Here is a 14153-nt window from a genome sequence, read left to right as displayed (position 1 = left end):
GGCCGGGAACGGCGGGCGGGAGCGCGAGCGTCGCCGTGCCGAGCCCGGTGGGGATCGGCACGGCGGGCCGCGTGGCGGTCACCGCGCCGGCGGTGGGCTCGGGGTCGCTCGGCGGCGGTTCCAGGAGCGCGCGGTACTCGCCGCCGGACGGCACGGGACGGGGCGTCCCCGGAGCGTCGAGGTCGATCAGGACGTCGGCCCAGTGCAGTGCCTCGTCCCCGGCGTCCCAGTAGCCATGAGTCGCGATCACCTTGTTGCCGGTGGGTGCCGGAAGCAGGCTCCGGAGGAGCATGGGAGGGGTGAGAGGCGTGCTCTCCCCGGTGCCCGATCCCAGATCGGCGACGGCGAGCCTGGCCCCGGCCAGCCGTACCAGCTCTTCGGGCGGCGGCTCGAACGCGACGACGTTCGGCCCGGTCGCCTCGAAGGCCACGGGCCGCGCCTCCGGCGGCGCCGCCTCGGCGTCTCCGTCCGGGCGGGCGTCTGCGTCCGGGCCGGGGACGGGCAGCACGAGGCGGTCGTCCCCGCACCAGGCCACCGGCGGATGCCCGTAGGCGGTGAACGACACGGCGGCCCGCAGGTGCAGGTGCACGGTGACCGTCCGGGCCCGGTGGTCGGCCGTCCACACATAAGCGCGTCGTTCCCGTATGGCGAGCCCCGCGAGCAGCGGGCGCTGGGGGTGCCAGGCCAGGCGTGTCGGCAGGACGTCGTCCAGGGGCAGCCGCCACTCGTCCCCGCCGTCGGTGATCACGATCGACGAGGGGCGGGCCCTCCCGGGGACGAGCCCCGCCAGATCCGGATCGATCACGAGGTCGCGCCACCGTACCGCCGCGGGGTTGCATTCGCTGATGGACGGCAGCGCCGGAGTGCGGACGGTCGCCCAGACGGAAGGATCCGGTGCCTGGTCCCGGCGTTCCCACTCGGCCGGCACGGACGTCCACTCAGCCGACATGGGTGTCTTCCCTGGCGCCGCGGGTGTGCCGGACGGTGATGCCGTCGACGAGCGCCTTCACCGCTCCGATGCCCTCGGCCGGGGACCCGACCTGCTCACCGGACGCGTCGATGGCCACGCCGCACGGCACGCCCAGACCGGTCACCGGTTCGGGCAGCGCCTCCGCGTCCCCGATGGTGATCATGACGATGGCGTCCCGCCGCGCCGGTTCCATGATCTGCAGCAGTTGCCTGAGCGACCGGCACGACGGGCAGGTCTCCGTCACGTAGATCCGCACCCCCATGATCGGCCGGTCGGGATGCGCCGGGACGGCCGCGTCCTCGCGCCGGCGCGCCCGCCGGTCGATGAGGAGCACGGCGGTGAGCGTGGCCGCGGCCGCTCCGCCCGCGGCCGCCGTCCGCACGGCCGGTTCGTAGCCGGGCCCCACGGCCAGGACGGCCGCCGCGACCAGCGCGGCGGCCAAGTTCTGGCCGATGCGGGCCCTGCCCACGGACGCCAGGCGGGCCGGCCCGAAGCAGGCGCACCGCGTCCCGCGCAGCCTGAAGGCCACGGCGGTCAGCGCGAGGTAGGCGACCAGCGCGAGGAGCGCCGCCGGCCTGCCGGGAACGGCCACGATCGCGGCGGCCGCGGCGAGCTCCGCGGCACCGGTCAGCCGCGGTCCCCATGGCGGACGCAGCGGCCCGCTCCCGAAGGGCCAGTCGAGCCTGTGCGGGGGCGTGAGCACCTTCGCCGCCCCGGCGACGATCAGCGGACCCGCCAGCGCGGCGGTCACGGCATCGGCGAACATCGGTCACGACCTCCGGTCGTCCAGCAGCCAGCCGGACTCGATCATCTGCTCGGCCATCCGGCGGAGCAGGGCGGGCGGCGGGTCCCCCGCCCGCTTCCCGGCGGCGGGGACGGCCTCCGCGACGGGATCGGCCTCCGCAGTGGGATCGGTCTCCGCAGTGGGATCGGCCTCCGCGGCGTTGCGCGGGCCGTGGGCGAGCAGGTGCTCGATGAGCACCGCTTCGGGTTCGCCGCACTCGGCCAGCGCCAGCGTGGTCCCGTCGACCAGGACGGCGCCGCCGTGCGGGAGCCGGGTGAACGTCACCCCGGGCGCGGTTCTCATGATCCACCTCGCAACCAGTGTTCGAGCCAGACCAGGCGCAGCAGCGGCAGGGCGTTGTCGGCGAGATCGCGCCCGTCGCTCAGTACGCGGATCACCGCCTGGGGGTCGACCAGGCCCAGGTCGGCCAGGGCGCACTCCCGGTCCAGCCGCGCGATGATCTTCCGGCGCTCCCGGTGCAGGTGCGTGGCCGCCGCCCGTCTGAGCCAGTGCCCCCGCGCGGTCCGCCGCACGCCGGTGATCCCGTGCCGGGCCAGCGCGGCGTGCAGCGGCAGGTTGCGCTCGAACGTGCCGCCGCGGATCCGCCCCAGCCTGGACGGCTTGAGCGCGGCCAGGGTCGCCAGGACCCGCGGGTCGAGGACCGGCAGCCGCATACCGCCGTCGCCGCATTCCGCGATGCCCGCCGTCGCCGCGCCGAGCACCGGGTCCAGGGAGTCCAGCAGCTCCTGCCAGATCGCCATGCCGGCCCGGTGGGCCGACTGGAAGACCTCGGCGCCCTCCGCGGTCAGTCCAGGCAGGGCGGTGCCGCCGGTCGGTGACGGCGGCGCCGGCGCCCCCACGGGCTGCGCGTCCGGCGAGTAGACCACGCCCTTGCCGAGCAGCGTCCGGGCGTCGTCGAGCGTCCGCAGGGTCCCGGCGGCGTGGAACGGCTCGCAGCCCAGCAGCCGCCAGCCCCGCACCCCCGTGTTGACGTCGGGCAGTTTCGCCGACGTCAGCTCTTTCACCAGCGTCCCGCCGATCAGCGGAGGGCCGCCGGTCCCGTCCCGGGCCCCGGCGAGTGCGGCCGCCAGCCTCCTCGGGACCTCGCGGTCGGGCATGGGCGGGACGAGTTCCTCACCGGTGATGGGATGCTCGTCCAGCAGCTCGGACGGGTCGATCCGGATCCGCTTGAGGGAGAGCCCGGGGACGTCCGGGGCCGGAGTCCGGTGGACGCTCGCGCCGAGGTCGGCGTGCAGGAGCGGCGGGCGGTGGCCGGCCGCCAGCGCGCAGGCCGCGAGGAACGCCGAACCCAAGCCCCCGCTGTAGGCGATGGCGTAGTCGCCGCTCCCGCCGAGCACCTCCGCCACGGCCTCGACCAGCCCGCCCCGGCGCGCGGGTTCCGGGAGGACCGGCTGCCGCCTGGTCACGTTGATCCCTTGTCCGGTCACGCGGACGGCGGTGCCGACGGGCAGCCGCTGCACGCCGGGGAGGACCGTGGCGTCCGGTGCGGGCGCGCTGCCCTGGAGCAGGGGGAGCAGGATCCCGGGCGACGGGACGGGAGGGGGCCCGCTCTCCGGCAGGAACGCCTCGAGGTCGAACCCCCATTCGAGGCGTCCGTAGTCGACCCGGTAGTAGACGGATGTCGCGTCCGGGTACTCGCGGAGGAGCTCGAACGACGAGGGAGACGCGTCGATCCGGACGCCGTGCGCCTCGGGTGGCGCCCCCGCACCCGCCCTGGTCTCCGGCGCCTCCGGATCGATGCGGCGCACCCCGCCGCCGGGAACCGTCTCGACCAGCCCTGGCCTGTGCTTCATCACGCCACCGCCGATCTGTGGATCTCGATGTACTCGTCCTTGACCGGCAGCGAGGTGCTCACCACGTCATCCCCGTGCTGCACCCAGGCGAAGTAGCCCGCCGGGGGCATGGCCGGGGCCAGCTCGCGGCCGAGGTGGAACGACGCCGGAACTCCCAGCCGCCGCAGCCCGGCCGTGAGGAACACCGAGTCGTCGACGGGGTCGAGGAATCCCACGGTCAGCCGCTGGGCGAACCTGAGCCCGACCACGGCGGCCCGCACGTTCCGCGCCCGCCGAGCCCGCCAGCCTCCACCGCGCACTTCGGGCCATTTTTCAAGCCGGTAGGCGGCGGCCTCGGCGCCCTTGGCCTCCCGCAGGAATTCGCGCGCCCCGCGCGCGGCCAGAAACGCCCTCATCACACGCAGCATTCGGTGCTCCAAGGAGATATGAAATGGCAGCCGGGCGGCGGCGAGGTCGCGCTCACCGCCGCCCGGCAAGACTCTCCGGCTAACCGGACAGGGGTTTCTCGGCGGCGATCAGGCGCGGCGGCAGGTCCACCACTCGCAGAGCAGGCCGCTGCAGCAGTCGGTGTCGTGCCAGCAGCTGGTGCCGAGCCTGCGGCACTCGGCCACGGTGGCCGGCTCCGCGTGCAGGTGCTGCTGCAGGCCGTTGCCGGCGATGCGCGCAGCGATCGAGGTCGTGGACACGGCCTCTCCTTTCCTTGTGGCGGATGAACCGCATCGGCCTATCCGCCGTTTCTTCGGACACTCAGGACGCTAAATGTCCGGGAACGGTGTCGGCAAGGTATGTACGCCGTCCCGTTCTGTCCCGTTCTGTCCCGCATATACGGACGCCTGGGCATGGGTGAATGGATGGACGACAATTGGCGAATGGCGGAGAGAAAGAATCGGGTGATGGCGGCGGCGGCAGAGAACTGGGCCGCGGAGCGGCTGCGGGACGCCGGCGTCGAGGTCGGCGGGCCCGTCGAGCGGCTCGGCGCCCGCGCGTGGTCACGCCAGTTCCGTATCCCCACGTCGGTGGGGTACGTCTATTTCAAGTCCTCCCCGCCGGCCTTCGGCCACGAGGCCGCGCTGACCCGGGCGCTCTGCGAATGGTTCCCCGGAAACGTCCCGGAGGTCCTGGCCATCGACGCCGGACGCAACTGGATGCTCACCGCCGACTTCGGCGCGGACCAGCGGTCGATGGAACCCGAGCGGATCCTGCGGGCCTGCGCGGAGATGATCCCGGCCTTCACCGGGATCCAGGTGAACGCGGCGCGGCGCGTCGGCGAGCTGCTCGACCTGGGCTGCCCGGACCACCGGCTGGCCGTGCTCCCCGGCCTCTTCGACGAGCTCGTGTCCGGCGGCGGCGATCTGGAGCTGCTGATCGGCGGTCCCCATGGGCTCGCGCCGGAGGAACTCGAGCGCCTGCGGCTCCTCGCCCGGCCGTTCCGGGAGACCTGCGGGCGGCTCGCCTCGTTCGCCCTGCCGGAGACGGTGGTCCACGCCGACATCTGGCGCGGGAACTTCGTGATCGCCGAGGGCGGGCCGCTGGTCTTCGACTGGGCCGAGAGCATGGTCGCCCACCCCTTCTACTCCCTGGAGGTCATCCGGCAGGACGTGCGGATGCTCTCCCCTGGAGACCACGCGTCCCTGTCCCGGATCACGGACGTCTACCTCGACGCGTGGGGACGCTACGGAAGCCGCGGTCGGCTGGCCGAGGCGGTGCGCCTGGCGGCGGCTCCGGCCCTGGTCAGCCGGGCCCTGATGTGGCGCGATGCCATCAGCGGGCTCGACGAGAGGGCCCGTCCCCGATATGCGGGGGCCGTCGCCGACCGCCTGCGCGCGCTCCTGCGGCATCCGTTCGAGCGATCCGGGACGAGCGGCGCGGCTCAGGTATGAGCCTCCGGTGCCTGCCAAAGGTGCGGGCGCTCGTGCCGCGCGCCGTGCCCGCCGCCTCCGCCGTCCCTGCCGTTTCCGCCGCCGCCGCTGCGCTCCAGCGCGAAGAGCCGGACCAGGTCGGGGACGCGGTAGCTGCCCGGCCCCCGGCTTTCCACGAGGTTGGCGTCCACCAGCCGTTCGAGCGCGCGGTCCGCGGCCTCCTGCGACATGTCCAGCAGCGCCGCCGCCTCCGCCAGCCGCATCTCCCCGGGGGGCAGCCCGGCGAGGAGGCCGAGCACGCGCGCCGCCAGCCGCGCGTGCTCGTCGTGGCTTCGGGCCAGATGCTCGAAGCTGACGGCCAGGCTCGCCCGCAGCTCCATGCCGTCCACCCGGAACTCGTCGAGCCGCCGCCGTTCGTCGTCCATCCGCTCGGTGAGGGCGCGCACGGGCCAGTGCGGGCGGGCGGCGAGCCTCGCGGCGGCGAGCCGCAGCCCCAGCGGAAGGTGACCGCACAGGTCGGCGAGCGTCCGTGCCGCCTCCGGCTCGGCCCGGACGCGTTCCGCGCCGATGAGGCGCTCCAGCATCTGCCGCGCCTCGTCAGGTGACAGCGGGTCGAGATAGACGCAGCCGGAGCCGTCCAGCGAGGTCAGCGCGGCCGTGGAGGTGAGGATCGCCGCGCTGCGGCCGCCGACCGGCACGAGCGGCCGGACCTGCGCGGCGGTGGCGACGTCGTCCAGCAGCACGAGCACCCGGCGGCCGGACAGCACCGTCCGCAGCGCTCCCGCCGCCTCCTCGGCGTCCGCGGGCACCGATGCGCCGGGAACCCCGAGGCTCCGCAGGAGCAGGCCCGCGATCTCCGCCGGGGCCGGCGGTTCGGCTCCGGGAGCCCTCGCCCGCAGGCCGGCGTAGAGCTGCCCGTCGGGGAAGAGGTGGGCGGCCATGTGCGCGGCGCGCACGCCGACCGCGGACTTGCCGGCCCCCGGCGGCCCGCTGACGACGGTGACGGGCGTGGTGGCGAGCATCCGGACCAGCCGGTCGAGTTCCCGGTCACGTCCCACCAGGCCGGGCGGGCCGACCGGGAGCTGGCACGGCACCCGCCGGGGTTCCGGGGAGGAGGGCGGCTCCGCCGGGTGCGCGGCGGTCGCGAGGCGGACGGCGAGCCGCGTGCGGGTGCGCGTCCAGGGAACCGGGTCGAGGCCGCAGGCGCGGACCAGCGTCTCCACGAACCGCTGGCGCGGGAGCGCGTCCCGCCGGAGGGTGGAGGCGAGCGTGCTGCGCGGCAAATGGTCCCCGATTTCGGCGGTTCGCGTCTCCAGTTCGCGATAGGTGAATCCGGTCCATTCCTTGAGCTGCCGGAGCCGGACCATGAATTCCGCCGGCGTCCTGATCTGGTCGGGTGAGGGACCGTCGGCCGCGAACGAAATCGCGTGACGACCGTTCACCTCCCCGGCCACCGGCCGGACCGGCCGATCGGCGTGGTTCGGTTTCCGCCATTCGCGCAGATCGCCGCCGGGCAGGCCGTCCGATACCCCGTTGCGCACGCTCACATCGCCCCCGAGAGATGTCTGATGATCACGGACGGGGGTGTCCCGTCCTTCACCGGCCCCGCGGGTCGGGGCCCGCATCCCATCGAACGGCGGGCTCGGGCCGTCCAGCCAGCTCTCGGACGGAAGTGGACGGAATCGGACGGCCGTCACCAGCGCCGATCGGCCGCGATTGGTCTTACCGCCGGGGGTTGGCGAGAATGAGCGCATGGGCGGGGTGCACGAAGATGATCACCGCGCGGCTCCGGCTCCGGCTCCCGCGCCGGCTTCGACTTCGCCGGAGACACCGCCGCGGCCCCGGCCGGCGAATTCCGCGGACCGCGACGACACCTGCCCATATCAAGGGCTCGCGCCATTCGAGACCGACAGGTCCGATCTGTTCTTCGGGCGTTCGCGGGCCGTCCGCGACCTCCTCGACCGGCTGAAACCGCGCCTGGCCGAAAGCGGGACCATTCTGCTGGTGTCCGGCGCCTCGGGAGTGGGCAAATCGTCGCTTCTGCGAGCCGGCCTGATACCCGAACTCGCTCGGGGAGCACCACAGCTCCCCGAATCCCGGCACTGGCCCCGCCTGCTCATCACGCCGACGCCGGAACCGCTGCGGGCACTGGCCGAGGGGTGGGCGCGGACGTACGGCGGCGATGCCGAAACGGTGCACGGGCGGCTGCGCGACGATCCGCCGCAGGCCGGGCCCCTCACGCCGGACGGCCGGCTGGTCCTGGTGGTCGACCAGTTCGAGGAGCTGTTCACGCTGGTGTCCGACGAGGAGGAGCGCCAGGCGTTCGTCCGGTCGCTGCACGCCTTGGCGGAAGGCCGGCCGGGCGCCGCGGTGATCATCGGTTTGCGGGCGGACTACTGGGACCGGTGCGCCGCCTACCCGCAGTTCGCCGAGGCGATCCAGGACGGTCAGGTCATCGTCGGGCCGATGACGGAGGCGGATCTGCGGCTGGCCATCACCGGACCCGCGGCCGCGGCCGGCCTGGAGATCGACCCCGGCCTGGTGGAGACCATCCTGGCCGAGCTGCGCGCCGGGCGCGCCGCCGGTGACCGGTACGAGGCCGGGGCCCTGCCCCTGCTCTCGCAGGCCCTGCGCAACACCTGGGACCGGCGCGAGGGCGCGCGGCTGACGATCCGGGGGTACGAGGAGTCCGGCCGGGTCCGCGACTCGGTCCGGCGCACGGCCGATGACGCCCTCCAGGGGCTGCCGGCCGCGGACCGCAAGCTGGCGCTCAGGCTGTTCCGCCGGATGACGGTGATCACCGCGGGCGGGCGGACGGCGCGGCGGACGGCGACGCTGGCCGAGCTCCACGCCGCCGCGTCCGCCGGCTCGGCGGAGCAGCGCGACCGGGTCCGGGAGCTGCTGTCGGCGTTCGCCGCCCGGCGGCTGCTCACCCTCCACGAGGACACCGTCGAGATCGCCCACGAGGTGCTGCTGACCGCCTGGCCGGCGCTGCGGCAGTGGCTCGAACCGGACCTGACCGCGCAGGCGGTGTACGACCGGCTCATCCAGGACGCCGCGCAGTGGGCCGAACACCACCGCGACCCCGCGTTCCTCTACCGGGGCGCCCGGCTGCTGGCCGTCGACGACGTCCGGGCCCGCTGGGACCGCGACCCCGTCAGCTTCCCGCCGCCCGGCCCGACCGTCGAGGGCTTCGTCGCCGCGTCCGCCCGGGAGGCCCGGCGCGCCGGTCGCCGCCGCCGCCTCGTCATGACCGGCCTGGCGGTGCTGGCGGCGCTCGCCCTCGCCGCGGCCGGCGCCGCCGTCGACGCGGCGAACGACGCCGAGCGCCAGCGCGACCTCGCGGTCTCGCGCCAGCTCGCGGCGCAGAGCAAGGTCGCCGGCGATCCGGTGCTCTCGGCGCTGCTCGCCGTGGCCGCGTGGCGCATCGCCCCGACGCCCGAGGCCCGTCACAGCATGCTCGACGCGGCGGCCCGGCCCGGCCGGGCCGTCCTCCCTGGCCACGGCGGAGCCGGCGCGAAGACCGAGCCGGTGTTCAGCCCCGACGGTTCGATCATCGCCGCCGGGACCGACGACGGTGTCGTGCGGCTGTGGGACACGGCGTCGCGCTGGCGGCTCCCGGGCTCGATCGTCCATCCGGGGCCGGGGTGCTCCGCGGGGTTCGACGTGGCCTTCAGCCCCGATGGAAGGCTGCTGGCCGTGGCGTGCTTCGCGACCGTCCGGTTCTGGGACGTGGCCACGCGCAGGCCGGCGGGCGCCCCGCTCGCCACCAGCGACGCCACGGGGATGCTCGGGTCGGTGGAGGCGATGGCGTTCAGCCCGGACGGCGGCATCCTCGCGACCGCCGGCTACGAGGGCGTCACCCGCCTGTGGGACGTGCGCACGCGCCGCAAGATCGGGAAGCCCCTCGGCAGCCCCGACACCGAGACCGGCGGTCACGCGATCAACGCGGTGGCCTTCACTCCCGACGGGAAACGCCTGGTCACCGCCGGGGCCGACGACGTCGCACGGCTCTGGGACACCGCCGCGCAACGCCGGGTCGGGGCCGCCTTCACCGGGCACACCGACGACATCACCGACCTCGCGATCAGCCCTGACGGGACGGCCCTCGCGACGGCGAGCACGGACGGAACCGCCCGGCTGTGGAGCCTCAGCACCCGCGACGAGACCGGCGAGCTCCGGGAGCCCGGCGAAGATCGGGGGTTCCGCGGCATCGCCTTCAGCCCCGACGGGAAGAGGCTCGTCACGACCGGGGCCGCCGGCTCCACGCGGCTCTGGGACACCGCCGGCCGCCGCCCCGTGGGGTCCGTCCTCGGTGATCGGCGGGTACCGGTCCACAAGGCGGCGTTCAGCCCGGACGGGAGGCTCCTCGCCGTCACCGACGACGACGGCAAGGTGTGGCTGTGGGACCCGCTGCTCCACCGGCAGAGCGGTACCGCGCTGCCCGCCGCGGCCGAGGTCGCGTTCAGCCCGGACGGCACGACCCTGGCGGCGGCCGGTCCCGGCGTCCGCCCCTCGGCCGAGGACGCCGACCGGGCGGTCCGGCTCTGGGATGTCGCCACCCAGCGTGAGATCGGCCCCCGCCTCCAGCCGGCCGGCGCCCTGGCGCGCGGCAACGTGGGCGCCGTGTACGAGATCGGGTTCAGCCCTGACGGCAGGACGCTGACCACGGCGAGCGTCGGCGGGAACGTTATCCAGTGGGACGCCGCCACCCATCGCCAGAACGGGCCTCCCGTTTATTCGGACCGGGACGACTGGAGGGTGAAATTCAGCCCTGACGGGCGGATATTCGCCATTGTCTTCGATCGCTCCATCGGATTCTGGGACATCGCGCGAAAGCGCGAGACCGGGCCCCGTATCGCCCTTCCCCGCGAGGCCGACTCCATCTCGGAAGTGGAGTTCAGCCCGGACGGCGCCACGCTGGCCGCCGCGACCGCCGACCGTACCGTGCGGCTGTTCGACGTGGCCGCCAGGCGCCAGACCGGGGATCCGCTGCCCGCCGCGACCGCCGGAAGCTTCGCCCAAGACATGGCGTTCAGCCCTGACGGGAAGACCCTCGCCACCACGGCCGGCAACGGAACCGTGCGGCTGTGGGACATCGCAGGCGGCGGCCGGCTCGCAGCGACCCTGACCGGTCACACCGGCCTCGTCTTCGCGCTCGCGTTCAGCCCGGACGGCAGGTCGCTGGTCACCGGCTCCGCGGACCGCACCGTCCGGCTGTGGGATCTGCAGACCCGCAGCCAGATCGGCCCCCCGCTGACCGGCCACACCTCGAGCGTGACCGCCGTCGCCTACAGCCCCGGCGGGACCACCGTCGCCACGGTCGGCAACGACGGGACGGCGCGGCTGTGGAACGTCGTCACGTCCGCCGATCCCGCCGCCATGACCTGCGCCAACGCCGGCCGATCACTGACCCGCGCCGAGTGGGAACAGTACATATCGGGGGAGGAATTCCAAGAGATATGCCCGTGACCGTGCACATGGGCCGCGACGCGTGAACGAACGGACGAGACAGGAATGCTTCTGCGAGGTTTCAGGCGGCGGACGGGCAAACCCGCCCCGGAGCTGGCGGTGCTGTTCCGCTCGATCGCCACCGAAAGCCGGGATATCTACCCGATGGCGTCCGACGTCCTGAACCATTTCATGGACGGCGCCGGTTCCTCCAGAACGCTGCCGCGGCGGTGGCTGCGCTCCTTCAAGGTCATCAAGAAGGCGGAACGCAAGAACCAGCGCCGTTTCGAACGGCAGATCGTCCGCGCGGCGGCGGCGCTGGAGGACGGCGCCTCGACCTGGGTGCACGATCACTGGGACGCGCGGATCAACGCGTTCATCGGCACCGAACTGTTCTATGTCAGCCGGATGAGCCTGCTGCGATCGCAGGGCTCGTTCGTCCTGACCCGTGCCGGGGCGAAGGTGCGGGTGTCCGGCACGGTCCGCCACCATTGGTTCGATCCCTACGACTGGGACCGCGGCCGGTGGGTCTACATTCCGCGGCACGGCTTCGTCCCCATCGCGGTCGGCCGGGATCTGGTCGAGGCCGATGAGGCGCGCAACTTCCTGATGGAGTCACGACATGTCCAGACACTCGGGGGCACCTATCTGGACGGCGGGTGGCCGCGGCGCGGCAGGGCGACGTTCGAGTGGGCGCTCGTGAGGACCGGCCGATGACCGCTGACGTCCCCCCGCCGCCCGACCCGACGACGGCCGCCACCACCGCGGACTTCGTGCGATCGCTGATCCGGCTCAAGCAGTGGGCGGGCGAGCCGTCGCTGAGCAGGCTGCGGTCGCTCGGCGGCCAGACGCTGGCCTCGGACGGGACCACGGTCGACGCGTTGCCCAAGAGCACGATCTCCCACGTTCTCCGGCAGACCGGCAAGCTGCCGCGGTGGGATTTCGTCCAGGCCTTCGTCACCGCCTGCTACCGCTACCGCGACTATCCGGCCGAGCGGATTCCGGGTGAGATCGAACGCTGGCGTGCGGCCAGGGCCGCCCTGGCGGGCCCGGCCGCTCCTGCGTCACCCGATCCCGTGGAGCGGCCCGCGCCGGTCGACGCCACCGCCCCTCCCGAGCGGGATCACGCCGTCGAGCTGCTGGCGAGGCGAGTGGCCAGAGAGGAGGACAGGGCGCGCAAGGGGATGCTCGGCGGGTACAGCCTCGCCCCGGTGTCCTTCGGGCCGAGCGCGGTTCCCGGCGAGGCGGACGGCGACCTGCACTCGATCGGCCGGTTCTTCAGCGGCCTGCGCTCGCGGCGCCTGCTGGTCGTCGGCGAGTCGGGGGCGGGCAAGACCGTCCTCGCCATAGAACTGGTGCTGCAACTGCTGGAGTCCTTCCTGACCAGCGACCAGCGACCCGATGACCGGCAAATGGTGCCCGTCCATCTCAACGCCGCCAGATGGATTCTGGGATGCCCGTTCGAGCAATGGCTCGCCGAGCAGTTGCAGCGCGACTTCGGGCTTTCGGAGAACGAAGCGGTGCGGCTGGTGCGGGACCGCCGGGTCCTGCCCGTGGTGGACGGCCTGGACGAGCTCGACTCCGGACCGTCGGGCCCGCCCCGCCGGGCGATCGGGCTGCTGACCGAGCTCAACCGGTACAGCGACCTCTCCGGACGGCGGCCGGGTGCGGTCGTGGTGACCTGCCGGGCCGACCGCTACACCGAACTGTTCGAGGCCCGGATCGGCTTGGACGACGCCGCCCGGATCCACCTCCACGACCTGACCACCGACCAGATCCGCGCCTACCTGCAGGCTCGCTGGCCGGACGGGCATCCGTGCGGTGCGCACCGCGACGGCATCCGCGCGGCCCTGTCCGGTCCGCCGGAGACGGCCGTCCACATGGCGCTGTCCACGCCGTGGCGGTTGCAGCTGCTCGCGACCGCGGTGGAGTCCGGCGCCCATCCCGCCGAGCTGCTGGACGTGGACCCGGACCGCGACCCTCGCGAGGCGGCGTCCCGGATCGTCCGGCGACTGCTCGACCTGTACGTCCCCGCGGCGACCCGGCTCACCCCGCGCACCGCCCCGCACCAGCCCGAGCAGGTGCGGAAGTGGCTGGAGCACCTGGCCGCGCACCTGTCCTGGCAGGCCGCCGACACGAAACGGCCGCCCGGCCTGACCGCGGTCGACATCGTCCCGCATCTGCTGTGGCCGATCGGCGGGCGCCGCCGGGTCCGGGCGCTGCACTGCCTGGCCTGCGTCGTCCTCGCGGTCATCGCCATGCTGGCGTTCTGGACGGGTTCGGCGATGGACCAACCGGACGATCTCACCCCCAGCGAGGGGGTCACCCTGGCGCTCATGGCCGCCTGGGTCGCCATCGCCACCGGCCTGTCGCTGTCGCCATGGCCGGCCGCCGCCGGTGGCCGTGCCAACGTGCCGCGCAAGCGGCGGGTGATCGGCAGCCTGCTGGGCGCCCTGGTCGGCCTCCCGCTCGGCGTCCTCGGCGGACTGGCCGGACTCGTCCTGACCAGCGGGAAGGTCTTCGGCCTCCTCTACGCCACCACGGCGGGGGCGACCGGCGGCGCGGTGCTCGGAGCGGTCATCGGGCTCACGGCGGCCGGGCGGCGGGACTCCGAGCGCATGGCCGTCCGCGAGGCCGTCCGCGCGGAACCGTTCACGCTGCTGGGCTTCGGACTGTGCGGCGCGCTGACCGGGCTCCCGCCGCTCCGGCTGGCGCACGCCGGCCCGGTCCCCATGGCGCTCGGCGTCACGGGGGCGTTCGCCCTGGCCTTCGCGCTCGGCGTCGTCTTCAAGATCACCACAGGTGGCTGGAGCAGGGACGCGGAACTGACGCACCCGCGCGAGGCCCTGCACCGCAATCCGATCATCGGCACGGCCTTCGGCCTCACCGGCGGCGTCGCGGCATTCCTGGTGTTCCTCATGAACCAGAGCGTCATCGAGTCGCTGGCCTGCGCCCTCGTCGGCGGCGTCACCTTCGGCCTCGCCTTCGGCGCGATCGCCTGGTGCCGCGCCATGATCGGCCTGCTCGTCGCGGCCGCGCGCGGCCTGCTCCCGCTCCAGCTGTGGACCTTCCTCGACTGGGCCTGCGAGGCGCGGCTGCTACGCGTCAGCGGCGCGACCTACCAGTTCCGCCACCGCGAACTCCAGGACTTCCTGACCCCGCCCAAACCCTCCGACGACACCCAAGCCCACTCCGCCCAACAACGCCTACCCGCACTCTGAACAGCGGAATCGAGCGCCGGAAGTCCGTGCCTGCCCGGATGTGCGAGCGGCAAT

11 protein-coding genes are annotated in these 14153 nt (G+C 73.9%); 4 read left to right on the top strand and 7 right to left on the bottom strand.

What is annotated here, in order from left to right:
- The 6 genes from E1264_RS08400 to E1264_RS08375 all read right to left on the bottom strand — a co-directional run.
- Positions 1 to 949: hypothetical protein (locus E1264_RS08400; RefSeq protein WP_207935791.1), on the bottom strand; the 949-nt coding region annotated here is incomplete at its 3' end.
- Positions 939 to 1736 (bottom strand): hypothetical protein, encoded by a 798-nt coding sequence (locus E1264_RS08395; RefSeq protein ID WP_132171309.1) that lies wholly within the window; start codon positions 1734 to 1736, stop codon positions 939 to 941. The genes E1264_RS08400 and E1264_RS08395, both read right to left, overlap by 11 nt.
- A gap of 3 nt (positions 1737 to 1739) precedes the next feature.
- On the bottom strand, positions 1740 to 2057 hold the full coding sequence (adfB, locus tag E1264_RS08390) for an actinodefensin-associated protein B (protein ID WP_132171307.1): 318 nt from the start codon (positions 2055 to 2057) through the stop codon (positions 1740 to 1742).
- The gene (locus E1264_RS08385; RefSeq protein WP_132171305.1) at positions 2054 to 3568 is read right to left on the bottom strand and encodes a hypothetical protein; all 1515 of its coding nucleotides are present in this window, start codon (positions 3566 to 3568) and stop codon (positions 2054 to 2056) included. The genes adfB and E1264_RS08385 overlap by 4 nt, the downstream gene beginning before the upstream one ends.
- Positions 3568 to 3963, bottom strand: coding sequence for a lasso peptide biosynthesis protein (locus tag E1264_RS08380; RefSeq protein WP_132171303.1), 396 nt, complete (start codon positions 3961 to 3963; stop codon positions 3568 to 3570). Before E1264_RS08380 ends, E1264_RS08385 begins: the two co-directional genes overlap by 1 nt.
- Positions 3964 to 4083: 120 nt before the next feature.
- Complete coding sequence (locus E1264_RS08375) at positions 4084 to 4254, bottom strand: Dickkopf N-terminal cysteine-rich domain-containing protein (protein WP_165964072.1); 171 nt, start codon at positions 4252 to 4254, stop codon at positions 4084 to 4086.
- Positions 4255 to 4437: 183 nt separating this feature from the next.
- Between E1264_RS08375 and E1264_RS08370 the strand changes: the two genes are divergently transcribed.
- On the top strand, positions 4438 to 5448 hold the full coding sequence (locus E1264_RS08370) for a phosphotransferase (RefSeq protein ID WP_165964071.1): 1011 nt from the start codon (positions 4438 to 4440) through the stop codon (positions 5446 to 5448).
- Here the strand turns inward: E1264_RS08370 and E1264_RS08365 are convergent.
- Positions 5439 to 6974: a MarR family transcriptional regulator gene (locus E1264_RS08365; RefSeq protein WP_165964070.1), complete on the bottom strand. Its 1536-nt coding sequence runs from the start codon at positions 6972 to 6974 to the stop codon at positions 5439 to 5441. The genes E1264_RS08370 and E1264_RS08365 overlap by 10 nt on opposite strands.
- Positions 6975 to 7179: 205 nt before the next feature.
- Between E1264_RS08365 and E1264_RS08360 the strand changes: the two genes are divergently transcribed.
- From E1264_RS08360 to E1264_RS08350, 3 genes are read left to right on the top strand one after another with little or no spacing between them, the layout of a single operon-like run.
- Positions 7180 to 10899, top strand: coding sequence for a WD40 repeat domain-containing protein (locus tag E1264_RS08360; protein WP_347813370.1), 3720 nt, complete (start codon positions 7180 to 7182; stop codon positions 10897 to 10899).
- A gap of 45 nt (positions 10900 to 10944) precedes the next feature.
- On the top strand, positions 10945 to 11595 hold the full coding sequence (locus E1264_RS08355) for a hypothetical protein (RefSeq protein WP_132171293.1): 651 nt from the start codon (positions 10945 to 10947) through the stop codon (positions 11593 to 11595).
- Complete coding sequence (locus E1264_RS08350; protein ID WP_132171291.1) at positions 11592 to 14099, top strand: NACHT domain-containing protein; 2508 nt, start codon at positions 11592 to 11594, stop codon at positions 14097 to 14099. Before E1264_RS08355 ends, E1264_RS08350 begins: the two co-directional genes overlap by 4 nt.
- Positions 14100 to 14153 lie beyond the last annotated feature (54 nt).

Origin of the sequence: Actinomadura sp. KC216, assembly GCF_004348535.1 — a bacterium.
Taxonomy (GTDB): domain Bacteria; phylum Actinomycetota; class Actinomycetes; order Streptosporangiales; family Streptosporangiaceae; genus Spirillospora.
Note: the sequence above shows the minus strand (reverse complement) of the source record. Positions and strands in the feature narration are given on the sequence as shown.

Bases quoted from the DNA above. Each gene is read 5' to 3' on its own strand.
- E1264_RS08395 (WP_132171309.1), bottom strand. From the start codon at position 1,736: ATGTTCGCCGATGCCGTGACCGCCGCGCTGGCGGGTCCGCTGATCGTC.
- adfB (WP_132171307.1), bottom strand. From the start codon at position 2,057: ATGAGAACCGCGCCCGGGGTGACGTTCACCCGGCTCCCGCACGGCGGC.
- E1264_RS08385 (WP_132171305.1), bottom strand. From the start codon at position 3,568: ATGAAGCACAGGCCAGGGCTGGTCGAGACGGTTCCCGGCGGCGGGGTG.
- E1264_RS08380 (WP_132171303.1), bottom strand. From the start codon at position 3,963: ATGAGGGCGTTTCTGGCCGCGCGCGGGGCGCGCGAATTCCTGCGGGAG.
- E1264_RS08370 (WP_165964071.1), top strand. From the start codon at position 4,438: ATGGCGGAGAGAAAGAATCGGGTGATGGCGGCGGCGGCAGAGAACTGG.
- E1264_RS08360 (WP_347813370.1), top strand. From the start codon at position 7,180: ATGGGCGGGGTGCACGAAGATGATCACCGCGCGGCTCCGGCTCCGGCT.
- E1264_RS08355 (WP_132171293.1), top strand. From the start codon at position 10,945: ATGCTTCTGCGAGGTTTCAGGCGGCGGACGGGCAAACCCGCCCCGGAG.
- E1264_RS08350 (WP_132171291.1), top strand. From the start codon at position 11,592: ATGACCGCTGACGTCCCCCCGCCGCCCGACCCGACGACGGCCGCCACC.